The organism is Mycobacterium sp. E1715 (assembly GCF_001667625.1).
GTDB lineage: Bacteria > Actinomycetota > Actinomycetes > Mycobacteriales > Mycobacteriaceae > Mycobacterium.
The window spans coordinates 1-22,485 of record NZ_LZJJ01000141.1; the positions used below are offsets into that span (position 1 = coordinate 1).

The 22,485-nt window shown below is 68.0% G+C and carries 18 protein-coding genes and 4 pseudogenes; 8 read left to right on the forward strand and 14 right to left on the reverse strand.

Going from position 1 to position 22,485, the window contains the following annotated elements:
• From purH to A9X03_RS07685, 4 genes and pseudogenes are all read right to left on the reverse strand, one after another.
• Positions 1-325, reverse strand: a pseudogene (purH, locus tag A9X03_RS07670) (bifunctional phosphoribosylaminoimidazolecarboxamide formyltransferase/IMP cyclohydrolase); the annotation flags it as partial.
• Entirely contained in the window at positions 322-969 is a 648-nt protein-coding gene (gene purN, locus A9X03_RS07675) for a phosphoribosylglycinamide formyltransferase (protein ID WP_068260474.1), read from the reverse strand. The pseudogene purH and the gene purN, both read right to left, overlap by 4 nt.
• Before the next feature lie 21 nt (positions 970-990).
• Positions 991-2,361: a DUF6350 family protein gene (locus A9X03_RS07680; RefSeq protein ID WP_068260451.1), complete on the reverse strand. Its 1,371-nt coding sequence runs from the start codon at positions 2,359-2,361 to the stop codon at positions 991-993.
• A 47-nt stretch (positions 2,362-2,408) separates the two neighbouring features.
• Complete coding sequence (locus A9X03_RS07685) at positions 2,409-3,296, reverse strand: DUF5336 domain-containing protein (RefSeq protein WP_067758149.1); 888 nt, start codon at positions 3,294-3,296, stop codon at positions 2,409-2,411.
• 265 nt (positions 3,297-3,561) lie between these two features.
• Here A9X03_RS07685 and A9X03_RS07690 point away from each other — a divergent pair, with 265 nt between their 5' ends.
• Positions 3,562-4,410, forward strand: a complete 849-nt coding sequence (locus A9X03_RS07690) for an LLM class F420-dependent oxidoreductase (RefSeq protein WP_067758152.1) — start codon at positions 3,562-3,564, stop codon at positions 4,408-4,410.
• Between the two features lie 147 nt (positions 4,411-4,557).
• Here the strand turns inward: A9X03_RS07690 and A9X03_RS07695 are convergent, their stop codons facing one another.
• The 3 genes from A9X03_RS07695 to sucC all read right to left on the reverse strand — a co-directional run bounded on the left by A9X03_RS07695 (position 4,558) and on the right by sucC (position 8,239).
• Complete coding sequence (locus A9X03_RS07695) at positions 4,558-6,081, reverse strand: acetyl-CoA acetyltransferase (RefSeq protein WP_068260454.1); 1,524 nt, start codon at positions 6,079-6,081, stop codon at positions 4,558-4,560.
• A 79-nt stretch (positions 6,082-6,160) separates the two neighbouring features.
• The gene (sucD, locus tag A9X03_RS07700; protein ID WP_067758157.1) at positions 6,161-7,063 is read right to left on the reverse strand and encodes a succinate--CoA ligase subunit alpha; all 903 of its coding nucleotides are present in this window, start codon (positions 7,061-7,063) and stop codon (positions 6,161-6,163) included.
• Positions 7,064-7,075: 12 nt separating this feature from the next.
• Positions 7,076-8,239 (reverse strand): ADP-forming succinate--CoA ligase subunit beta, encoded by a 1,164-nt coding sequence (sucC, locus tag A9X03_RS07705; protein ID WP_067758160.1) that lies wholly within the window; start codon positions 8,237-8,239, stop codon positions 7,076-7,078.
• A gap of 323 nt (positions 8,240-8,562) precedes the next feature.
• Between sucC and A9X03_RS07710 the strand changes: the two genes are divergently transcribed.
• Together A9X03_RS07710 and A9X03_RS07715 are read left to right on the forward strand one after the other, a co-directional pair.
• Complete coding sequence (locus A9X03_RS07710; protein ID WP_156670187.1) at positions 8,563-9,612, forward strand: M23 family metallopeptidase; 1,050 nt, start codon at positions 8,563-8,565, stop codon at positions 9,610-9,612.
• A 1-nt stretch (position 9,613) separates the two neighbouring features.
• Positions 9,614-10,192, forward strand: coding sequence for a hypothetical protein (locus A9X03_RS07715; RefSeq protein ID WP_067758163.1), 579 nt, complete (start codon positions 9,614-9,616; stop codon positions 10,190-10,192).
• Positions 10,193-10,350: 158 nt separating this feature from the next.
• On the opposite strand, the gene pcrA is transcribed toward A9X03_RS07715, so the two are convergent.
• Positions 10,351-12,687, reverse strand: a complete 2,337-nt coding sequence (gene pcrA / locus A9X03_RS07720; RefSeq protein WP_067758166.1) for a DNA helicase PcrA — start codon at positions 12,685-12,687, stop codon at positions 10,351-10,353.
• Between the two features lie 546 nt (positions 12,688-13,233).
• On the opposite strand from pcrA, the gene A9X03_RS07725 reads away from it, so the two are divergent.
• Positions 13,234-13,566 (forward strand): chorismate mutase, encoded by a 333-nt coding sequence (locus A9X03_RS07725; RefSeq protein ID WP_082950482.1) that lies wholly within the window; start codon positions 13,234-13,236, stop codon positions 13,564-13,566.
• Positions 13,567-13,831: 265 nt separating this feature from the next.
• Positions 13,832-15,496: a glucose-6-phosphate isomerase gene (pgi, locus tag A9X03_RS07730; RefSeq protein ID WP_068260457.1), complete on the forward strand. Its 1,665-nt coding sequence runs from the start codon at positions 13,832-13,834 to the stop codon at positions 15,494-15,496.
• On the opposite strand, the gene A9X03_RS07735 is transcribed toward pgi, so the two are convergent.
• On the reverse strand, positions 15,497-16,072 hold the full coding sequence (locus A9X03_RS07735; RefSeq protein WP_067753727.1) for a TetR/AcrR family transcriptional regulator: 576 nt from the start codon (positions 16,070-16,072) through the stop codon (positions 15,497-15,499).
• A gap of 92 nt (positions 16,073-16,164) precedes the next feature.
• On the opposite strand from A9X03_RS07735, the gene A9X03_RS07740 reads away from it, so the two are divergent.
• The gene (locus A9X03_RS07740; RefSeq protein ID WP_067753638.1) at positions 16,165-17,484 is read left to right on the forward strand and encodes an oxygenase MpaB family protein; all 1,320 of its coding nucleotides are present in this window, start codon (positions 16,165-16,167) and stop codon (positions 17,482-17,484) included.
• 1 nt (position 17,485) lies between these two features.
• On the opposite strand, the gene A9X03_RS07745 is transcribed toward A9X03_RS07740, so the two are convergent.
• The 4 genes and pseudogenes from A9X03_RS07745 to cobF all read right to left on the reverse strand — a co-directional run bounded on the left by A9X03_RS07745 (position 17,486) and on the right by cobF (position 19,889).
• Positions 17,486-18,235, reverse strand: coding sequence for an SDR family oxidoreductase (locus tag A9X03_RS07745; protein WP_067753641.1), 750 nt, complete (start codon positions 18,233-18,235; stop codon positions 17,486-17,488).
• A gap of 41 nt (positions 18,236-18,276) precedes the next feature.
• A complete protein-coding gene (locus A9X03_RS30110) occupies positions 18,277-18,771 on the reverse strand; it encodes a zinc finger domain-containing protein (RefSeq protein WP_369807418.1) in 495 nt (164 codons plus the stop codon).
• Between the two features lie 126 nt (positions 18,772-18,897).
• Positions 18,898-19,140: pseudogene (locus A9X03_RS30115) on the reverse strand (DNA-formamidopyrimidine glycosylase family protein); the annotation flags it as partial.
• A 5-nt stretch (positions 19,141-19,145) separates the two neighbouring features.
• Positions 19,146-19,889, reverse strand: a complete 744-nt coding sequence (gene cobF / locus A9X03_RS07755; RefSeq protein ID WP_067753648.1) for a precorrin-6A synthase (deacetylating) — start codon at positions 19,887-19,889, stop codon at positions 19,146-19,148.
• 120 nt (positions 19,890-20,009) lie between these two features.
• On the opposite strand from cobF, the pseudogene A9X03_RS07760 reads away from it, so the two are divergent.
• Positions 20,010-20,804: pseudogene (locus A9X03_RS07760) on the forward strand (diiron oxygenase); the annotation flags it as partial.
• A 50-nt stretch (positions 20,805-20,854) separates the two neighbouring features.
• Here the strand turns inward: A9X03_RS07760 and A9X03_RS30120 are convergent.
• Positions 20,855-20,947, reverse strand: a pseudogene (locus A9X03_RS30120) (hypothetical protein); the annotation flags it as partial.
• A gap of 207 nt (positions 20,948-21,154) precedes the next feature.
• Between A9X03_RS30120 and A9X03_RS07765 the strand changes: the two are divergent.
• A complete protein-coding gene (locus tag A9X03_RS07765) occupies positions 21,155-22,138 on the forward strand; it encodes a DUF4873 domain-containing protein (RefSeq protein ID WP_231968920.1) in 984 nt (327 codons plus the stop codon).
• Positions 22,139-22,485: the final 347 nt, after the last annotated feature.

Below are 22,485 nucleotides of genomic sequence, written 5' to 3' on the forward strand. Positions count from 1 at the left end.
GTTCGAAGGCGGCGACACCGAGTTCCTCGAGCGCCGCGGCGTGCTCGGGTTTGCGGAGATCGGCGAGCAGGCCGGCGTGCACCCGGGGGTGCAGCGTCTTGACCCGGCCGTCGAGCACCTCGGGAAAGCCAGTCAGCTCCTCCACCCGGGTGACCGGAATGCCTTTGTCGGCAATGGTCTTCGCCGTCGATCCGGTCGAGACGATCTCGACGCCCGCGTCCGTCAGGCCCCGGGCGAGGTCGACCAGGCCGGTCTTGTCGTAGACGCTGATCAACGCGCGGCGGATCGGCCTTTTCGCCGTCTCCGGCCAGTCGTCGGTGCTCATCGTGTGGTCGCCTTTCGTCCGATCGTCGCTGTTCTTCCGACCAGGGTCAGGCCTCCGGTCGCGATCTCGGCCACCACGTCCACCAGGAGCTTCCGTTCGGTGACCTTGATGCGTTCATGCAGGGTCTCTTCGCTGTCGCCGTCGAGCACCGGCACGGATTGCTGGGCCAAGATCGGCCCGGTGTCCGTCCCGGCGTCCACCAGATGCACCGTACAACCCGTGACCTTGACGCCGTAGGCCAACGCGTCGGCCACTCCGTGCGCACCCGGGAACGCCGGCAACAACGCCGGATGGGTGTTGATGATCCGTCCAGAGAAGCGCGAAAGGAACTGTGGCCCAAGTATTTTCATGAAGCCCGCCGACACGACCAAGTCGGGTGAGTGCGCGGCGGTCGCTTCGGTGATGGCCGCGTCCCAGGCGGCGCGGCCGGGATGGTCGCCGAGCCGGGCGGTGAAGGTCGGCAGCGCCGCCCGCGCGGCGATCTCGGTGGCCAGGCAGTCGCGATCGGCGCCGACGGCGACCACGCGGGCCGGGTACTCGCCGACGGCGGCATCGAGCAGCGAGCTCAGCAGTGATCCGGTGCCCGATGCCAGCACCACCACCCGTGCCGGCGCACTCGGGGGCACATGGAGCGGTTCGGCCACAAGCACAGAGCCTAGTGGCAGCTACTCGCCGGACTCGCGGTCGGTCGCGCTCGGCTCCGCGTCGTCGGGCGGCGGGGCGCCGACGTCGTCGCCCAGCGATGCGTCGTCGTCGCTGACCGGTGCGCCAGGCCCGTCGACGTCGTCGTGGTCGGGAGGTCCGACCGGCGGCTCGTCGTCGGCGTCGGCGTCCGGCTCTTCAAAGACCTCGGCAAAGTCCGCCGGTTCTTCCGCGGCGGCCGGCGCGAGCCTGGGCCGGCGGGGCCGGGCCCTGACGCCGCCGCTCATCACCAGCGTGATGCCGCCGACGACCGAGAACCAGAAGAACACCCCGATCAACAAGGCGCCCTGGTCGACGCCGACATCGCCGAAGTTGCCCAGCCGCCCGCTGCCGCCGTATGCGAGCAGGCACATCGCCAACGCGCCGACGGCCGACGCGACCAGGAGCTTGCCCATCGCCGGGATCAGCGGCAGCGCGCGACGGGCGCATTGCTGCCCGACCACCACCCCGGACGAGGCGCCGATGATGAGCAGGGCGACCCACACCGGCCCGAGCGGCGGCCTGGGGGCCGCGGCCAGGATCGGCAGCGCCGGGATGTCGCCCCCGAAGACGGTGAACGAACTGAACGTCGCGAAGCCGAGGTGAGCGCTGGACCCGACCGCCATCGCTGACGTGCCGACGATGACGTTCGGCGCGTACAACATCGACAGCACGGTGAGGCTGAACTGGCCGAATATCGATTCGGTGATCCCGTAGAGGTCCTGCATCGTCGCCCAATGCACCACCAGCGAGGCGGCGGTGACCAAGCCGGATAGCCCGAATAACGCCAGCACGCCGGCGGACGCGGCGCGCAGGGCGTCGCCCAGCCACAGCGGCAGCGGCGACGCCGCCAACGCCCGTCGTCCCACCCGCGACCACACGCCGAACGCGGCACCGATGGCGTGCACCACCAGAACGCTGGCGAACGCGCGCAGGGCGCTGGGCGTTTGCAGCTCGGTGATCACCGACGACGCGTCGTGGATGACCGCCAAGGCGATCGCGGCGATCAGCAGGGGACCCCCGAGGGCCGACGCGACGACCCAGCGGATCACCAGCCACGAGGAATACGGCGACGTGGCGCGGGCCGTGCTGCGCGCGGTGGCCCAGATCATCAACAGCACCGGCAGCAGCGGCATCACGCCCAGTTCGCGGCCGCCGATCGAAATCGGCACCTGGTGGACGCCGAGCCACATGCTCGCGATCGCGCCCAACGCGCCGGTCATGTCGCTGTTGGCGATCAACAACTGCAACAGCGTGACCGCGGCGATGACGACCAGGGCCACCACCGCAGGGCCGAATGCGACCCGGACAAGGTCACGAGCCTGGCGAGCGCCCGCCGGCCGGTTGTTTTCCACCCGTGTCACTCTCGGCGCACGTCCCGACTAGGCGCGGAACCGCACGGTTAGGACGGCGCTGGACCAGACGGCGACGAGGGCGGCTGCTGCTCCTGGCCGTAGGGCTGCTGGCCGGGCTGGCCGGAGTAATTGGGCGCCGAACCCTCGGAGCCCGCACCGGCCGCGGGCGGCGGGCTGAAGCTGGGGAACCCCGTCGGCGGCGTGGACGGCCCTTGCTGCGCGGCCTGCTGGGGGCCGGACTGCGGCGCGGGCTGGGCGCCGAAACCGCCCGTCTGGACGGCGGTTTGGGTCGGGGCCTGGCTGGGATAACCCCCGTACTGCGAGCCGTATCCCGGATGCTGCGGGGACTGCTGCTGGCCGGGCTGACCGTAATAGGGCTGCTGGCCGTATTGCCCGTACTGCCCGTACTGGCCGTACTGGGCGTAGGGGTCGTACTTGGGCCGCGGCGCAGGCGCCGTGATCACGCCCGCCTCCAACAACACGGCGACGACGGCGGCGATCGCCTGCAGCACGGCGCACGCCACCAGGGGCCACATCGCCCAGCCGATCGAGACGCCGGTGGGCAGGTTGATGGTCTCGGTGATGGCCAGCAACGCCCCGAGGACCGCGATGACCGCGACGATGCCGGCGTAGTTCTTGGCCTTGGGCACCAGGCTCAGGCCGGCCAGCAGTGCGGCCAGGACCGCCACGATGACCGCGGTGCCCGCGTCCCCGGCGCGTCCGCCGACGCCCGGGCCCAGGTCGGCGCCGATGGTGAACGTCGGCCCGAAGTTCAGCAGATACACCGCCAGGCCGAGCACGACCACCGCGATGTTCAGGTAGAGCGGGAGCTTGGTGGCGCCGTCGTCGTCCTTGGTGAACGACGGAGTGCCGCCTGCGTAGGAGCCGCCCTGCGGCGAGGGTTGGTATCCGGGGCTACCGGGCGAGTAGGTCATTGGCTCCTCCTGTTGCTTTGCCTGTGAAGTGCCTTGCCGGGCGCGACGGTCGGGTCGCGACGCTGTGCTTGCGGGCGCGCCGTTCCATAAACGCCGTGCCCGGCGGTTGCGTTGCGACGCGATCGATCAACCACGCTAGCGCACTTCGGAACGCCCGTGCCGTGGCCACCGGCTTGGACCGCGATCCGTGCCGCGGGCCTCGCCCGGGACGGCAGGCGCGGCGGCCGCTTGCTCAGCGGAGGTAGAACACGTTCTAATTCTCCCCATGGATTACGGGCTTGTGCTTTTTACCAGTGACCGCGGCATCTCTCCGGCGTCGGCGGCGAAGCTTGCCGACGAACACGGCTTCACGACCTTTTACGTGCCAGAACACACGCACATCCCGATCAAGCGGGAGGCGGCGCACCCGACGACGGGCGACGCGTCGCTGCCCGACGACCGCTACATGCGGACGCTAGACCCATGGGTAAGTCTGGGCGCGGCGTCTGCCGTCACCTCGCGGGTGCGGCTGTCCACGGCGGTCGCGCTGCCCGTCGAACACGACCCGATCACGTTGGCGAAAAGCATTGCCACCCTCGACCACCTGTCCGGCGGACGGGTGAGCCTGGGCGTCGGGTTCGGCTGGAACACCGACGAGCTCGCCGACCACGGCGTGCCGGCCGGACGCCGCCGCACCTGCCTGCGCGAGTACCTCGAAGCGATGCGCGCGCTGTGGACCCAAGAGGAAGCCTCCTACGACGGCGAGTTCGTCAAGTTCGGCCCGAGCTGGGCCTGGCCCAAGCCCGTGCAGCCGCACATTCCGGTGCTGGTGGGTGCCGCGGGCAACGAGAAGAACTTCAAGTGGATCGCCCGCAGTGCCGACGGCTGGATCACCACGCCGCGCGACTTCGACATCGACGAGCCGGTGAAGTTGTTGCAGGACATCTGGGCGGCCGCCGGCCGCGACGGCGCCCCGCAGATCGTGGCGCTGGACTTCAAGCCGATCCCCGAGAAGCTGGCCAAGTGGGCCGAGCTGGGGGTGACCGAGGTGCTGTTCGGCCTGCCGGACAAGTCCGAGGACGAGGTCGCCGCCTACGTCGAGCGGCTGGCGGGCAAGCTGGCCGCCCTGGTTTAACGCCCGGGTCCACCCCCGACGTCATTCACCCCCGCGAGACATAAACCACGGCGACCGTCCACGGCGTGTCGCCTCCGTGGTTTATGTGTCGCGCGGCCGGCGGCGGGAGTCCGACCGGGTGAGCCGGTCGGAGCCGGGACCGCCGGTCTACCCCAGCGAAGCCCGATTGCCGTTGTCGGTTGACCACACGAAGATCTCCGCACCGAGTGGGTCGCCGTCGCACATCAAAGCCACGAGATCGTCGTCGTCGGTGGTGGCCATGAATCGCGTGCGGTCCGCGGCGAGCCTGCCGACGATGATGCCGGTGCGGACCGGCCAGTCGTAGCGCACGGAGTACGTCTCGATGGTTGCCGCACCGTCCGGCTTTTTCGTGACGTCGACCTTGGGCAGCGCGGCGACCTCCTTGTTCAGCTCCGCACAGTTGTCCGCGCGCCACTCCACCGGCGTGGTCGAGTAAATACCGACCGAGTACTTGCTCATGATGCCGCCGTTGGCGCCGACGAACCCGAATTCCCCTGGCCTGTCCCGCATCTGGGCGACCGTCTCGGCGATGCCGTGCAGCGAATAGCTGTTGCCGGGGCCGCCGAAATACGGCAACCCTCCGGTGAGGGTCAGGCCGCGCGGGTCGTCGCCGTCGATGCCCAGGGCTTCGCAGATGACGAACACCGGAAACGGAAAGCAGCTGTACAGATCGAAGGTGGCGATGTCGTCGACACCGATTCCGGCCACCCGCAACGCTTCGTGCGCCGCATGGACGGCGGCCGGGCTGGCGCCCAGGTCGGCGCGGTCGAGCATCGCCTGCTCGACCATGTCCGAATGGCCGTGCAGATAAACCCAGTTGTCCTCGGCCACCCCGAGGCTCCTCGCCGCCTCCACCGACATCAGCACCGCCGCGGCGCCCTGGTTGACCTGGTCACGGGCGACGAGCAGACGCGGATACGGGTCACTGATCATCCGGTTGTCGTCAGTGATAGTGATGATCTCGTCGATCGACCGTTCGACCGGCGATGACGAAAACCGGTTCTTGGCAGCCACTTTCGACATCGGGGCGAACAGTTCGGCCATTTCGCGCCGATAGTCGGCCACCCCCCGCCTAAGGCGTGCGCGCCGGGCGTTCTCCAGGAGCCCGTACTGCACGGGTGCGCCGGTCAAGCCGTGCTGGATCGTGTATTCGTCGATATAGCTGGAGATCTGGTGGCCGCGATCCTCCAGCTGACCCTCGACGTGTTCGGTGAAGTCGGGCTTGTCATCACGGTTCGCGAAGTAACGAGCCGTCGACCCCGGCTCGGAGCCCATGATCAGCACGACATCAGCTGCGCCGGCCGCGATCGTGTTGCCCGCCTCGGTGACCAGCTTCTGCGGGCCCTGCCCCCCGACCGGTTCGAGTACCACGCGGGCCGGGTCGCCGCCCAGCCGCTTCATCACCGAACGCGGGTAGTTGTTGGACTTACCCAGGGTCGCCGGCATAGGTCCGGAGATCTCGAACTGCCGCAGCCCGAAGACCGTGTCGACCGCCTTGGCAACGCCTCTGGCGCCGACGTCCGCGAGAGCCGCCTGCGTGGCCGCGGTCGCGAGGTCGACCGCCGACATGCCCCGATAGTCGGGGTCGTCGATGCGCTCGGTGAACTGTCCGACCCCAACGAGCACCGGAGTACGCGGATCCACCGGCATGACGAACCTCCTGGCAACTGTTAGTTCGACAGGCTAACCGATGGCCGGGGACGGAACGAAACCGCGGCCGCGATTGGAACTACAGGCTCTGCAGGATCTCCCGCGCCAGGGCCGCCGTCTCCGACGGGGTCTTGCCCACCTTGACGCCGGCGGCCTCCAGGGCTTCCTTCTTGGCGGCCGCGGTGCCCGACGAGCCGGACACGATGGCACCGGCGTGGCCCATCGTCTTGCCTTCCGGGGCGGTGAATCCCGCGACGTAGCCGACGACCGGTTTGGAGACGTTGGCCTTGATGTAGTCGGCCGCGCGCTCCTCGGCGTCGCCGCCGATCTCACCGATCATCACGATGACCTTGGTGTCGGGGTCCTTCTCGAACGCCTCGATGGCATCGATGTGCGTGGTCCCGATCACGGGGTCGCCGCCGATGCCGATCGAGGTGGTAAACCCGAAATCGCGCAGCTCGTACATCATTTGGTAGGTCAGCGTGCCCGACTTGGACACCAGGCCGACCGGGCCCGGGCCGGTGATGTTGGCCGGCGTGATACCGGCCAGCGCCTCGCCCGGCGTGATGATCCCGGGACAGTTCGGCCCGATGATGCGGGTCTTCTGCCCTTTGTCGACGTTGTAGGCCCACGCATAAGCGGTGTCCTGCACCGGAATTCCCTCGGTGATGACGACCAGCAGCGGGATCTCGGCGTCGATCGCCTCGATGATCGCGTCCTTGGCGAACTTCGGCGGCACGAAGACGACGGACACGTCGGCGCCGGTCTCCTTCATCGCTTCCGCGACGGTGGCGAACACCGGCAGCTCGACGTCCTTGCCGACCGGGTCGACGTGCGAGACGGTGGTGCCCGCCTTGCGGGCGTTCACCCCGCCCACCACCTGGGTGCCGGCCTTCAGCATCAGCGCGGTGTGCTTGGTGCCCTCGCCGCCCGTGATGCCCTGGACGATGACCTTGGAATCCTTGTTCAGGAAGATCGACATGTGTTGGCTCCCTTACTTGTTCGCCAGCTCGGCGGCTTTGTCGGCTCCGGCGTCCATCGTGTCGGCCTGGATCACCAGCGGGTGGTTGGCCTGGGCCAGGATGCGCCGGCCTTCGTCGACGTTGTTGCCGTCCAGGCGCACCACGAGCGGCTTGTTGGCCTCGTCGCCGAGCATGTTGAGTGCGGTCACGATGCCGTTGGCGACGGCGTCACACGAGGTGATGCCGCCGAACACGTTCACGAACACGCTCTTGACCTGCTTGTCGTTCAGGATGACGTCGAGGCCCGCGGCCATCACCTCAGCCGAGGCGCCACCCCCGATGTCGAGGAAGTTGGCCGGTTTGACCCCGCCGTGCTTCTCGCCGGCGTAGGCGACGACGTCGAGGGTGGACATGACCAGGCCCGCGCCGTTGCCGATGATGCCGACTGCACCGTCCAGCTTGACGTAGTTGAGGTCGTGCTCCTTGGCCTTGAGCTCTAGCGGGTCGGTGGCGTCGCGGTCCTCGAACTCGGCGTGGCCGGGCTGACGGAAGTCGGCGTTGGCGTCCAGGGTGACCTTGCCGTCCAGCGCCAGGATCTGGTCGTCGGGGGTGCGCACCAGCGGGTTGACCTCGACCAGGGTGGCGTCCTCGGCGACGAAGAGCTCCCACAGCTTGTTGATGGTCACCGCGGCGGCGTCGAGCACCTCGGCGGGCAGGTGGCCCTTCTCGGCGATGGAACGCGCGGTCGCCAGGTCGACGCCCTTGACCGCGTCCACCGGCACCTTGGCGAGCCGCTCGGGCTTGGTGGCGGCGACCTCTTCGATTTCCATGCCGCCCTCGACCGAGCACATGGCGAGGTAGGTGCGGTTGGCCCGGTCGAGCAGGAAGGAGATGTAGTACTCCTCGGCGATGTCGCTGGCCTCGGCGACCAGCAGCTTCTTCACGACATGGCCCTTGATGTCGAGGCCGAGGATGTTCTTCGCGTGTTCGTAGGCGTCGTCGGGGGTGGCCGCGTACTTGACGCCGCCCGCCTTGCCGCGGCCGCCGACCTTCACCTGCGCCTTGACCATCACCGGAGCGCCAACCTCGGTCGCGATTTCCCTTGCGCCCTCAGCGGTGTCGGTCACCCGCCCCGGCGTGGTCGGTACGTTGTGCTTGACGAACAATTCTTTGGCTTGATACTCGAAAAGGTCCATGGACTCTCTGTCTTCGCTCGACTCAACTGCTAGGCCTCTTGATGGGCGGTGCCGCGATCGGCAACTCGCACGGACGAACTGTATCCACTGGCCAACCGCCCCTTTCCGGCGCGTCCGGCGATGTGGCACAGCTCACGGCTCAGCGGCGTACCCCGTTCGTGACCCAAATCACAATTTCGGCGGGATTGCTCGACGAGGTTGCCAGTTCCGCGAGTTAGCGGATACCGTCTCAGGGTCCAGATAACGTTATGGTCACGATACGAGGACATTTCAGCTTGTCCCAGCACCGTTTTGCTCCTTCTACTGCTGAAACAGCAGGTGTGGTGAGGGTTGGTCGCGCGGCAGGCGGCCGGGGTACCGAGCCCCATCGCAACGAAGTCACCGAAATCCTCCCGCTCGACGGGTTCGATTTCGATGACCTGGATTGGCGCGACGAGGTCTGCGATCTTGGCGACCTCGACTACAGCAACGACTCCACCTTCGACAACGAGGCGCAGGTGTTGCTGGCCCCCGAGCTCGACGACCTGAACGAGGCCGACGACCCGACCCCGCTGTGGCTGGCCGCGCCCGTCACCGAGGTGCTGCCGCGGGTGGTCATCGCGCCCGCCGCCGAGCCCCGTCCCCGTCGCGTGCACACCACCGACGTCGTCGCCGTCGCCCGGCACGGCGGAGCGCACCGCAAGGAGCCGACCAGCGCGGCCCGGGGCCGCCTGCTGATCTCGGCGATGGCCGCGGGCGCGGCCGCCGCGGCTGCGCACACCGCCACCAGCCACGCCGACACGCCGAAGACCGAGGCCGTGCTGACCGCGAACGCGTCGGCGCTCACCGGCGGTTCGGCCAACAACACCATCCGCGGTGCCCAGGTCGTCGCGCTGCAGCCGGCGGCGACCGCCGCGGTGCACAACCAGGAGCTCGCCAAGGGCGTCGCGTTCGCCAACGACCGCGCTCAGCGTGAGGCACGGCTGCAGCAGCCGCTCTACGTGATGCCGACGAAGGGCATCTTCACCTCCAACTTCGGTTACCGCTGGGGAGTGCTGCACGCCGGCATCGACCTGGCCAACTCGATCGGGACGCCGATCTACGCGGTGTCCGACGGCGTGGTCATCGACTCGGGTCCCGCCGCCGGCTACGGCATGCTGGTCAAACTGCGCCACGCCGACGGCACGGTCACGCTCTACGGCCACGTCAACACCACGCTGGTCAGCGTCGGCCAGCGCGTAATGGCCGGCGACCAGATCGCCACCATGGGCAACCGGGGTAACTCCACCGGCCCTCACCTGCATTTCGAGGTGCTCCAGGGGGGCACCGAGCGAATCGATCCCGTCCCATGGCTGGCTAAGCGGGGTCTTATGGTCGGTAACTACGCTGGTTGAGGTGACCGCGCCCGATCAGCCACCTCCCGGTCCGCCATCGCCCGAATCCGCGTCGCCGTCGGACCCGAAGACCCGCATCATCCGCCGGGCACCCACCGGACCCGTCCCCATAGCGCCGGAAACCCCGACCACGCACATCGCCGCACAACCACCGCCCTACCAGGGCCCGTCTCGCGCGGGGCTGCCAGGCACGCCGGGTGCGCCGGCCGATGGGCCGAGCGACCGGACGGCCGTCGCCGCCTGCGCCGTCAGCATCGTCAGCGGGTGGGCCACGTCGGTGGTGGCGACCGACCTGGTCGCCGGCTGGTGGCGGTCCGACCGGCTCTTCTGCGTCGCGGTCGCGTTCCTGGCCCTGGTGTTCGCCGTGACCACGGTCTCGGGCGTCATCATGCTGCTGCAGCACCGGCCGTTTGGGCGCTTCCTCATCGTCGTCGGCGCCGTGGTCGCCGTGCTGACGTACCTGGGCGTGTTCATCGCCGGTGCCCGCGTGGCATGGATCGTGCACCTGCTGCCGTTGCTACCGATCGCCAGCGTGGTGCTGGCGATGCACCCGCGCACCAAACGCTGGTTGGAGGCCTGACCCGCCGGCCTGATGGCCGGGTCGTCGCGACCGCAGGGTGATCACCCGGTTCACCGCGGCCCGACCAATAAGCGACTTCGGAATCCGATATCACCCGCGATATCAAATTCCCGGATCACCTCACGTTGGCAGGCCTTCCGACGGCCGGGAGGTTGCGACTAGAGCTTGCTGATCGGCGCGTGGTTGTGCATGAGCTTGACCCGGCCCGCGCTGCCGAAGTCGATGAGCGACATGGCCGATTCGCCGACGCCGGACACCTCCTCGACGCGCCCGAGCCCGTACTTGTCGTGGGTCACCCGGTCACCGGGCTCGAGCACCAGCAACGGCCGCTTGCCCGCACCCGAGCGGGTCGGCGCCGCGCGCGGGGTGCCGAACCGGCCGGCACCGCTCACCGGCGCGCTGAACGACGACGCCGGCGCGGTGCGCCGCCACTCGATGAGTTCCTGCGGAACCTCGCGCAGGAAGCGCGATTCCGGGTTCAGCATCGGCTGCCCCCAGGAGGATCGGACGATGGCCCTGCTCAGGTACAGCCGCTGACGGGCGCGGGTGATGCCGACATAGGCCAGCCGCCGCTCCTCGGACAGCTCGGTCGGGTCGTCCAGCGCCCGCATGTGCGGGAACATGCCGTCCTCCCAGCCGGTGACGAACACCACGGGGAATTCCAGCCCCTTGGCGGTGTGCAGAGTCATCAGGGTGACCATGCCGGCGCCGTCGTCGGGAATCTCGTCGCTGTCGGAAACCAGGGAGACCCGTTCCAGGAACTCCGCGAGCACACCGGTGTCCGGCACGTCCTCGTCGTCCGGGGCCTCCAACGACTCGTCCAGCGCGGCGGCGTTGGCCCGGTCGGTGCTGAATTCGTGTGCCACGCTGACGAGTTCGTTGAGGTTGTCCAACCTGGCCAGGTCCTGCGGATCGGTGGAGGACTCCAGCTCGCGGCGGTAGCCGGTACGTTCGAGGACCGACTCGACCAGATCACCGAGATCCTCGTCCAGTCGGCCCCTGAGCTCGTCGAGCAGCTCGACGAAGCCCGCGATTGCCTTCTCCGCACGCGAATTGAGCATCGGCACTCTGCCTTCGGCGGCCGCCACCAACGCGTCGTTGAAACTCGCGCCGGTGTTCTCGGCGTAGACGGCCACGCAGGCCTCGGCGCGATCACCGATGCCCCGACGCGGGGTGTTGAGGATCCGCCGCATGCTGACCGCATCACCCGGGTTGTCCAGCACCCGCAGATAGGCGACGATGTCACGGATCTCCTTGCGCTCGTAAAAGCGCACTCCCCCAACGACTTTGTAGGGAATCCCAGCGCGAATGAACACCTCTTCGAACGACCGCGAGGAGTTGTTGGTGCGATAGAACACGGCCACGTCGTTGTAGGTGATTTCGCCGCGGTCGGCGAGCGCATCGATTTCCTCGGCGACGAACCTCGCCTCGTCGTGCTCGTTGTCCGCGACGTAGCCGACGATCAGCTCGCCGGCACCGGCGTCGGTCCAGAGCCGTTTCTCGCGGCGGCCGGAGTTGCGGGCGATCACCGAGTTCGCCGCCGACAGGATGTTCTGCGTCGAGCGGTAATTCTGTTCCAGCAGAATGGTTGTCGCGTCCGGGTAGTCGCGCTCGAAGTCCTCGATGTTGCGAATTGTGGCGCCGCGGAACGCGTAGATCGACTGGTCGGCGTCACCCACCACGCACAATTCCGCAGGCGGAACGTCGTCGGGCGATTCTTCTGTGGCGTCGTGGCCGACCAGTTCCCGAACCAGCACGTACTGGGCGTGATTAGTGTCCTGGTACTCGTCGACCAGGACATGACGGAACCGCCGCCGGTAATGCTGGGCGATCTGCGGGAAGGCCCGCAGCACCGCGACGGTCTCGCCGATCAGGTCGTCGAAGTCCAGGGCGTTGGCCGCGCGCAGCCGCCGCTGGTATTCGCCGTATACGGAGGCCACGGTGCGAACGAGGTCATCGGAATCGTCCGTCAGCTTGGCCACCGCCTCGGCGGGGTCGATCAGCTCGTTCTTCAGATTGGAGATGGCGTTGGCCAACAGCCGCGGCGAGTAGCGCTTGATGTCGAGCCCCATGTCGCGCCCGATCATCTGCAGCAGGCGGCGGGAGTCGTCGGCGTCGTAGATCGAGAAGTTGGAATTGAGGCCGTCGATCAGGGACGCCTGGTTGCGCAGGATGCGCACGCACGTCGAGTGGAAGGTGGACACCCACATGGCGCGGGCCCGGTTGCCCACCAGCCGCACCACGCGTTCGCGCATCTCGGCCGCCGCCTTGTTGGTGAACGTGATGGCCAGGATCTGGCCCACCCCGACACCGCGCGCCGCGATCAGGTAGGCGATGCGGCGCGTCAACACCGCAGTCTTGCCCGAACCGGCCCCCGCGACGATCAGCAGCGGCGAGCCCTCGTGCACCACCGCCTGGCGCTGTTGCGGGTTGAGGCCTTCGAGTAGCTGATCTGCCTCGGAGGCCAGATTGGCATCGGTTACATACACACTCATGTTGGTCCAAACTTACCGCCGCCCACCGACGCAACACGTCCAGGCGTCAGATCAGGCTAGTCCCTCCGACGCCCCGCACCGGCCAAATCCACGCCGACACAATGGGAGTTTCGCAATCCGATAAGCGACCGCATTTGCGATGGAAAATAATTGCACCCACGTCTAAAAGTGGCCGATAATCGGACCGGGATTTGCGCCGGGCCAATGCCGCCAAATACGCCGTCGGCGCTCAATTTCCCCCGGCGTTAATGCAATCCACACCGGTAAGCAACCATGTCCCGGTGCGCCGGCTCAACCGCGTCCGGCTCGGCCACTCGGCGCGTAATGGCCAGTTCACGCCGACGTTTTTGCGCGGGAACCGATTTTAGTGGCACACTCGTTTGGTGCTCAACGCGCAGTGCCGTCGGCAGTCCTTCACCCCGAACTGCCGCCGATTTTTCTACGGGTACCGGTTCGCGGTCCCCGTGGTCTAGCTGCTTTCGTCAGAGCCCCGTGGTCCGCTTCCTCAAGACCGGGGCTCTTCTCTTTTGTGAGGCCCGAAACAGGATGAGACCACAACCCCCACATCCCGAGAACGCGGAGTTAGCAGAGATGAAGGTTGAGACGGTGGAACCCCCACAGACGACCGACGCCGAAGAGTTGAGCATCGACGACTTGCGCCACGAGATCGACCGGTTGGACGCCGAGATCCTGGCCGCGGTGAAGCGGCGCACCGAGGTGTCCCAGGCGATCGGCAAGGTCCGGATGGCATCCGGCGGCACGCGGCTGGTGCACAGCCGCGAGATGAAGGTCATCGAGCGCTACAGCGAGCTCGGTCCCGACGGCAAGGACCTCGCGATCCTGCTGCTGCGGTTGGGCAGGGGCCGGCTGGGTCACTGAGGTCGCCAGTCACGCCTGGCTGGGTCGCTCGCGTTGCGCCACGGTGACGGCCCGCCGCGCCCGGCTACACCGCGCTTGCGACCGTCACCAAACCCACGGTGACGGCCCGCCGCGCCCGGCTACACCGCGCTTGCGACCGTCACCAAACCCACGGTGACGGCCCGCCGCGCCCGGCTACACCGCGCTTGCGACCGTCACCAAACCCACGGTGACGGCCCGCCGCGCCCGGCTACACCGCGCTTGCGACCGTCACTAGGGTCGGAGTATGACCTCCGCGCAAAGCCTCCCCGACATCACCGCCACCCCAGCGTGGGACGCCCTGCGCAGGCATCACGAACAGATCGGCGCGACGCATCTGCGCCAGTTCTTCGACGAGGATCCCGACCGAGGCTGCGAACTCACCGTCTCGGTCGGTGACCTCTACATCGACTACAGCAAACACCGCATCACCCGAGAAACGCTGCGGCTGCTCATCGATTTGGCGCGCGCCGCTAACCTCGAGGAGCGTCGTGACCAGATGTTCGCGGGCGTGCACATCAACGTCTCGGAGGACCGGGCGGTCTTGCACACCGCGCTGCGGCTGCCCCGCGACGCCGAGCTGATCGTCGACGGCCACAACGTCGTCGAGGACGTGCACGCCGTGCTGGACCGGATGGGTGACTTCACCGACCGGTTACGCAGCGGTGAATGGACCGGGGCCACCGGACAAAGAATCAGCACCGTGGTCAACATCGGCATCGGTGGGTCGGACCTGGGCCCGGTGATGGTGTATCAGGCGCTGCGTCATTACGCCGACGCAGGTATTTCGGCCCGCTTCGTCTCCAACGTCGACCCCGCCGACCTCATCGCCACCCTGGCCGACTTAGACCCTGCCACAACGCTTTTCATCGTCGCATCGAAAACGTTCTCGACGCTGGAGACCCTCACCAACGCGACCGCCGCGCGCCGCTGGCTGACCGACGCGCTCGGCGACGCCGCGGTGTCCAAGCATTTCGTGGCGGTCTCCACCAACAAACGCCTGGTCGACGACTTCGGCATCAACACCGACAACATGTTCGGCTTCTGGGATTGGGTCGGCGGACGGTACTCGGTCGACTCGGCGATCGGCCTGTCGGTGATGGCGGCGATCGGCAAGGAGGCGTTCGCCGATTTCCTGTCCGGATTCCACATCGTGGACCGGCATTTCAAGACCGCCCCGCTGGAGTCCAACGCGCCGGCGCTGCTGGGACTGATCGGGCTGTGGTACTCCAACTTCATGGGAGCTCAGTCGCGCGCGGTGCTGCCGTATTCCAACGATCTGTCCCGCTTCGCCGCCTATCTGCAACAGCTGACCATGGAATCCAACGGCAAGTCGACGCGCGCGGACGGCACCCCGGTCACCACCGATACCGGCGAAATCTTCTGGGGCGAACCGGGAACCAACGGCCAGCACGCCTTCTACCAGTTGCTGCACCAGGGCACCCGGCTGGTGCCGGCCGACTTCATCGGCTTCAGCCAGCCCCTCGACGACCTGCCCACGGTCGAGGGCACCGGAAGCATGCACGACCTGTTGATGAGCAACTTCTTCGCCCAGACCCAGGTGCTCGCGTTCGGAAAGACGGCCGAGGAGATCGCCGCCGAAGGCACGCCGGCCGACATCGTGCCGCACAAGGTGATGCCCGGCAACCGGCCGTCGACCTCGATCCTGGCCGACCGGCTCACGCCGTCGGTGCTGGGCCAGCTGATCGCCCTCTACGAGCATCAGGTCTTCACCGAGGGCGTCGTCTGGGGCATCGACTCGTTCGACCAGTGGGGGGTGGAGCTGGGCAAGACCCAGGCCAAGGCGCTGCTGCCGGTGATCACGTCGGACGGCTCGCCGGAGCGCCAGTCCGACAGCTCGACCGACGCGCTGGTGCGCCGCTACCGGACCGAACGCGGGCGCACCAGCTAGTCAGCCCGTGCGGCTCATGACGTCGGAGCCCAATCGCCGTACAAAGGTACGCAAACGTTCCACCGTCGCGGTCTGCGGCTCGCTCAGGTGCAACTGCAGCAGTTCGCGTCCGGCCGCGTGCAGGATCCGCGCGGTGTACTCCGGGTCGTGCACGTGAGGATTGATGCGCAGCAATTCGGTGACGAAGAACTCCAGCACGACGGCCTGCGATTGCGCCAGCCGCGTATACAACTCCGGCGGAGCGCCCTGCGGCGGAAACAGGAACAGCCGCCACGTCGCCGGATGGGCGTCGACCGCGGCCAGCACCCCGTCGAACGCGACGACCAGCGACTGGTCCCCGGCGACGGCATCCAACCCCGAGACCGCCTCGGCGAATTGGGCGCCGGCCCGCGCCGCCTCACGGTCGATCAGTGCGACGAAGAGTCCCGCCGGGTCGCCGAACAGCTGATAGATCAACGACCGATTGATGCCGGCGGCCCCGGCGATGCGGTTGGGCGTGGCCGCGTGGAAACCCTCGGCGTCGACGATCGCGTGAGTGACGTCGAGGATCTGCTCGCGCCGGCCCTCGCCGGTCATGCGCCGCTTCGGGCTGCCCGCACTCATGCTTGACAGCATAACTAACAACTTGTGAGTATTGCTCACGAACTGTTAGTTAATCGGAGGCAGCGATGGTCACGTACTACCCCGAGCTCGCCGCGCGAGTGCGCAGCCAGCGCGATTTGCAGCCCGACCTGTATGGAGACTTCGACTTCGACCGGCGGCCGGACCGTCTGGCCACGGAACCGAACGTCGACTCGGCCCTGCCCGCCTGGATCGCCGACCGCGCACCGATTCTGCAAGACGACCGCGTGGTCGAGTTGATGAGCACGGCGACCCTGCTCGGCGACGTCGTCGCCGATCCCTATGCGGCACTGATGACTTCGCGCAGCGTCGCCCAGCTGATCGACATGCTCAAGACGGCCTGCCGAGAGGGAATCGAGTCGGTGCCCGACGCGCCCCCCGAACTGGTTTCGTTCATCGCCGCCATGGAGGCGACCCCGGAGTGGATCGACTTCGATCTGGTCCGGGAGGGCGCCCGCCACGAGCGGATTCCCGCAGCGCTGCTGGCACCCTTCATCACGCGCGGGGCCTTCATCGCGACCTTCACCAACACCTACGCCGCGCTGCCGATGGCCCTCACCGGCGCACTCTCGGGTAAGCGGGCCGCGCGCCGGGTGAACGAGACCGCCAGTTTCTTCGCCGTCACCACCCTCCCCGGTGCGCTGGATCGATTCGGCCCCGGTTTCGAGGCGGCCGCCATGGTCCGGCTGATGCACTCCATGGTCCGCTACAACGCCCTGAAGAAATCCGACAAGTGGGATGCCGCCGTATACGGCATGCCCGTGCCGCAGGTCGACCAGATGCCGGCCGGCATGATCGGCCAGTACCTGCTGGCCCGTAAGGCGCGCCAACAGGGCCGGACGGAGTTCACCCCCGAGGAGCGCGCGGTCGTCGAATTCGCCAGGTACCGCTGCTTTTTGCTCGGCCTACCGGAAGAACTGCTGCCCTCTGAACCGGCCGACATCGTCCACGTGATGCACGCGCGCTCGGCACTGCTGCGCGACGGGTTCGACAGCATCTGCCAAGAACTCGTCCGCGGCACGATGGCGGCCTACTTGCGCCCCGACACCACGCTGTTCGACCGTTGCGCGGAGGCGGTCGAAAAGAGTTTCAGCAAGCTCACTTTCGTTCGCACCTTCTGCAACGGGAATCGTGAGGTCGCCGAGGCGATGGGTGTCTCGATGGGGCCGACGGACCTCGTGCGCGTCGCCCTCACCGCGCCCTTCATCATCGGACGTTTTACCGCAGTGAGCCACGCCAGCCGCGTCCCCGTGCTCAGGGACATCACCGACGCGTACGTGATCGGGCTCCTCAAGCTACGGCTGGCAACCTACGGCAAGCCCGAATTCACGAGCGACGCAGAGCATTACACGCCGGTGCCGCACTGATTCAGGCGAACCACTTGGTGAGCGGGGGCGGCAGCACCCGCATCACCTGCACCAGCGGCGCCCACGGCCACCACGGCACCGCCGCCCGGCCGGGCTCGCGCTCCATGGCGGTGACGAGAGCGTTCACGCCAGTCTCGTTGTCCACCATCAACATCGTGCTGTTCGACTTGGCCGTCATCTCCGACTCGATGTAGCCGGGCTCGATGACCGAAACCTTGATGGGGCCCTTGGCGTATTCGGCGCGCAGGGATTCCCCCAGCGAGCTCAAGCCGGCCTTGCTCGCCGCGTAGGCGGCCTTGACGCCCGGCACGCCCTTGTTGCCGAGCACCGACGAGATGAGAACCAGATGTCCCGAACCGGCCTTGTTGAACATCTCCAGCGCGGTCTCGATCTGCACCAGCGCGGCAACCAGGTTGGTCTCGAGGGTCGCCTTGTTGGCCCACAGCTTGCCCGAGCCGAGTTTCGCGCCCTTGCCGATGCCCGCGTTGACGATGACACGATCGACGCCGCCGAGCTCGTCGCTGAGTTCACCGAAGACCTTCGGCACCTGCTCGTGGTCATTGACGTCCAGCGCCGCCACGGCGATCTTGATGCCCGGATACTGTTGGGAAAGTTCGGCTTTCAGCTCGTCGAGCCGGTCGGTGCGCCGGGCGCACAGCGCCAGGTCGCGGCCCTTCGCGGCGAACGCCCGCGCCATGCCGGCGCCCAGGCCGGAGCTGGCACCCGTGATGAGGATCTTCTGACGAGTCATCCGGGCAGCATATCGACAGGTGTCAAGTCGCGGGTCGCCGCCTACTTGAGCAGCCGCGACATCCGCCGGTCGGCCAGCACCTTGCCGCCGGTCTGGCACGTCGGACAGTATTGAAAAGACTTGTCCGCGAAGGAGACTTCGCGCACGGTGTCCCCGCACACCGGGCAGGGCAGGCCGGTGCGGGCGTGCACCCGCAGTCCGGAGCGCTTCTCCCCCTTGAGCGTGGCCGCGCCCTGGCCTACGGAGCGGCTCACCGCATCGCGCAGGACCGACACCATCGCGTCGTGCAGGGCGGTGAGCTGCTCATCGGTCAGCTTGCCGGCGGTGGCGAACGGGGAAATCTTGGCAACGTGCAGGATTTCGTCGCTGTAGGCGTTGCCGATGCCGGCGATCACCTTCTGGTCGGTGATGACCGTCTTGATCCGGCCGGTGTTGCCGGCCAACAGGCCGGCGAGATCGTCGACGGTCAGCTCCAGCGCGTCGGGTCCGAGGGCGGCGATGCCGGGGACGGACTGCGGATCACCGACGAGCCACACGGCCAGACGCTTCTGGGTGCCGGCCTCGGTGAGGTCGAAGCCGGGCGCATCGCCGGGCGTGCCGAGGTGCACGCGCAAGGCGATCGGGCCCTTGCCCGGCCGCAGCGGCGCCGCGGCCAGCTTGTCCGACCACCGCAACCACCCCGCCCGCGACAGGTGGGTGATCAAGGACAGCTCTCCCGCCTGCAGCCCCAGGTACTTGCCCCAGCGGTGGGCCCCGGTCACGGCTTGGCCGTGCAGCGCGCCCAGCGGCGGATCGAACGTTTTCAGCACGGAGAGCGCGCCGACATCGACGCGGCCGATCGTCAGGCCGACGGCATGGCGGCGCAGATGGTCGGCCAGGGCTTCGACCTCGGGCAGTTCCGGCACGCCCTTCAGTCTGCCGGTCTGAGTAAATAGGTGTCCATGATCCAGCCGTGCCGCGCGCGGGCGTCGGCGCGCAGCGACACGATCCGCGCCGCGACCTCGCCGACGGTGCCGGCCGCCAGCAGCTCGTCGGCGGTGCCCAGATAGGCGCCCCACCAGATGCGGGTGTCGGGCGGGCACGCCTGGAAGGAGCATTCGGCGTCGAGCATGACGACCGCCGATCCGGTCAACCCGTGCGCGCGCAGCTGCCGACCGGTGGTGATGAGCACCGGTTCCCCGACCTCGTTGAGTGGGATGCGATGCCGGGCGGTCAGCGCCTGCACCGCGGTGATGCCCGGAATCACATCGAAGGTGAACTCGAGCTCGGTGGCCACCGCCTCCAGGATGCGCAGGGTGCTGTCGTAGAGCGACGGGTCCCCCCAGGCCAGGAAGGCGCCGACACCGTCGGGTCCCAGCTCGGCGGCGATCGCGTCGGCCCAGACCCGCGCCCGCGCGGCGTGCCAGTCCGAGACGGCCTCGCGATAGTCGGAGCCGGCCGCGCGTTTGGGGTCGGGCAGCTCGACGAAGCGGTAGCCGGGCCCGCGGATGAACCGGGAGCAGATCTCCCGTCGCAGCGCCACCAGGTCGCTTTTCGCCTCGCCCTTGTCCATCGCGAAGAACACCTGGGTGTCGTTGAGCGCCTCGATCGCCTGGACGGTCACGTAGTCGGGGTCGCCGGCGCCGATGCCGATGACGTGGATATGCCGGCCCAAGAAACCCTCCTCGTCTCTTGCATCAGACTGCCGAATCGAAACCTGAAGGGCCTAGTCGGGGCCAAAAGTACCCAGTACCATGGGTACCGTCTGAAGCACCCAATGAAGGGACGCCAGCGCATGACAACTGCGGTGAAGCCAGGCGGGCCGAGTCGTGAAGAGTTTTCGGAGCGCCTGCTGAGGGGCTCGGTCAAAAAGTCCTACGAGCCGGTCGTTGACATCGACTGGGACGCCCCGCTGGATCCGGACAAGTTCTACCTGCCGCCGCGCCTGGTGTCGCTGTACGGCACGCCGATGTGGGACGAGATGACCCGCGAGCAACAAATCGAGCTCTCGCGCCAGGAGTTGGTCAACACGCTGTCGGCCGGGATCTGGTTCGAGAACATGCTCAATCAGTCGCTGCTGCGAACGATCCTGCACGAGGACCCCACCAGCAAGTCGACCCACTACAAGCTGACCGAGTTGGGCGACGAGACCCGCCACATGGTCATGTTCGGCAAGGCCATCGAGCGTATCGGCGCAAAGCCGGTGCGGCCGCGGCTGTTTCACCGGATGATCATCAACGCGCTTCCGCTGGCGTTTCAGCGCGGCTCGATGCTGTGGGTGGCCGCGCTGATCGGTGAAGAAATCTTCGATTCGCTGCAGCGGCAGATGATGGACGACCCGGAGCTGCAGCCAATCATCCAGCGCCTCATGCGGATTCACGTCACCGAGGAGGCGCGCCACATCCAGTTCGCCCGCGACGGCGCCCGTAAACGCGTGGCCGAAATGCCCCGGATCAACCGCTGGTTCATGGCCAACATCAACGGGCTGGGCGGCTATTTCTTCAACTACCTGTTCAGCAATCCGATCCCGTACGCGCGCACGGGTCTGGACCCGAGGCGGGCGCGACACATCGCGCGCACCAGCCCGCACCGCCGCGAGATGCAGGTGGCCGGATTCGCCCCGCTGGCGGGGTTCCTGAGCGAGGTGGGCCTGCTCGGCCCGATCGCGCGCCGCGGCTGGAAGCGCAGCAGGTTTCTGTGACGCGGCCGGGCGGCCTCGCTGACTCCCGCCACCTTGTAGCCGTCCTCGGCCCGCGCGCCGACGCTCCCACTGCGTTGGCGGCCGCGGGCGTCACAGACTTCGTCGTCCTCGACGAGCACGTCGCGCGGGTCCAGTCGGTGTTCGACGACGCGACAGACACCTGGCTGTTGACGACGGCCGACGGCGAGGCCGCGCGGGCGCGGGCCGTCATCACCGCCGAGCCGCCGTTCGTCCCCTGGCTGCCGGACATCGCGGGCCGCGACGCCTTCCCGGGACAGTCATTTCACGCGGCGACGTGGGCACCCGAGTTCGATCCGTACGGCAAGCGCATCGCCATCGTCGGCACGGACGCGAGCGCCGGCCACCAGATCGGCCGGCTGACCCGGGCGGCCGCGTCGGTCACCGTCTTCGCCCACTCGCCGCGCAGGGTCGTCACCGAGGTACCGCTGTGGTCCACCCGCGCCAAACGCCGGCTGCGGCACCCACTCCGGCCGGCCGACGCCCATCGCCCTTCGGTCGCAAGGTCGCCGATAGCGGCGGTCACCGAGTCGGGCATCCGCACCCGCGACGGCGCCGACCATCACGTCGACGCCATCATCTACGGCACCGGATTCTCCATTCCCGAGGAGTCGGCCGATCAAGCGTTCGTCGGCGCCGGCGGTCTGACCATCCGGCAGGCCTGGCACGACGGGATGGAGCCGTTCTACGGTGTGGCGGTTCGCGGCTTTCCCAACTACTTCTTCATCACCGGGCCCGACACCGGCGCGCAGGCGCGCTACATCGCCGAGTGCCTGCGCCTGATGGAGCGCACGTCCAGCAGCCGCATAGAAGTGCGCGCCAGCAGCCTGCGGGTGTTCAACGAGCGCGCACAGCTGTCGCCCGACCAGGCCCCGCCGGTCGCCTCCGCCTTCGACCTGTCGGCCGGCGCACCGGAGCGCGACGACACCTATGACGGCGCCGCGACGCTGGAGATCGCCGGCGTCCGCCATCCGGTCCGGGTCCGGCTCACCGGACACCTCGACCCGATCGACGGCCGCTACCACTGGCAGGGGACGGTGTCCGCATCGCCGTCGCAGCCGCTGCCCGACGAGGCGCTCGGGCAAGCACGGACCGCGACGTTGACCGTGGGCCGGCGCAGCGCCGCCGCCCGCATCGTGGAACGGACGCCGTGGGGCACGCACTCGGTCGCCGGGGTTGGCGCCCCGCCGTACGCGTCGCGCTGACCCACCCACCTTTCCCGCCCGACCCACGGTTTCTCCGGCCTCGTCATTGCGTTTGGCGGAACGCAGAAGGTGGTAGTCCCGGGGGATGCGCGTGCTGCGCAGCGAAAACGAACAATGTGTTCGGCGCGGTAGAGGCAGGGGCCTCGCACGGGTGGGGACGGGCACGCGCCTCACTCACACCGCGCTCCCCGCCGCGCGCGTTTTCAATGTCACGCCCGTGGGCTGCGCTTTCCGGTGGCGTCCGGCGCGCTTGCCCCCAATTAGACTTTTGCCGCTGAGGGCGGATACTCAAGCAGTTGGCCCGGGTGTGATTCGAGGAGCAGGGATGGAACCGGACGACGCGACGC

Excerpts from the sequence above, each read along its gene's own strand:
- A9X03_RS07685 (WP_067758149.1), bottom strand. The coding sequence starts at position 3,296 with ATGACCTACTCGCCCGGTAGCCCCGGATACCAACCCTCGCCGCAGGGC.
- A9X03_RS07690 (WP_067758152.1), top strand. The coding sequence starts at position 3,562 with ATGGATTACGGGCTTGTGCTTTTTACCAGTGACCGCGGCATCTCTCCG.
- A9X03_RS07695 (WP_068260454.1), bottom strand. The coding sequence starts at position 6,081 with ATGCCGGTGGATCCGCGTACTCCGGTGCTCGTTGGGGTCGGACAGTTC.
- sucD (WP_067758157.1), bottom strand. The coding sequence starts at position 7,063 with ATGTCGATCTTCCTGAACAAGGATTCCAAGGTCATCGTCCAGGGCATC.
- sucC (WP_067758160.1), bottom strand. The coding sequence starts at position 8,239 with ATGGACCTTTTCGAGTATCAAGCCAAAGAATTGTTCGTCAAGCACAAC.
- pcrA (WP_067758166.1), bottom strand. The coding sequence starts at position 12,687 with ATGAGTGTGTATGTAACCGATGCCAATCTGGCCTCCGAGGCAGATCAG.
- A9X03_RS07725 (WP_082950482.1), top strand. The coding sequence starts at position 13,234 with ATGAGACCACAACCCCCACATCCCGAGAACGCGGAGTTAGCAGAGATG.
- pgi (WP_068260457.1), top strand. The coding sequence starts at position 13,832 with ATGACCTCCGCGCAAAGCCTCCCCGACATCACCGCCACCCCAGCGTGG.
- A9X03_RS07735 (WP_067753727.1), bottom strand. The coding sequence starts at position 16,072 with ATGACCGGCGAGGGCCGGCGCGAGCAGATCCTCGACGTCACTCACGCG.
- A9X03_RS07740 (WP_067753638.1), top strand. The coding sequence starts at position 16,165 with ATGGTCACGTACTACCCCGAGCTCGCCGCGCGAGTGCGCAGCCAGCGC.
- A9X03_RS07745 (WP_067753641.1), bottom strand. The coding sequence starts at position 18,235 with ATGACTCGTCAGAAGATCCTCATCACGGGTGCCAGCTCCGGCCTGGGC.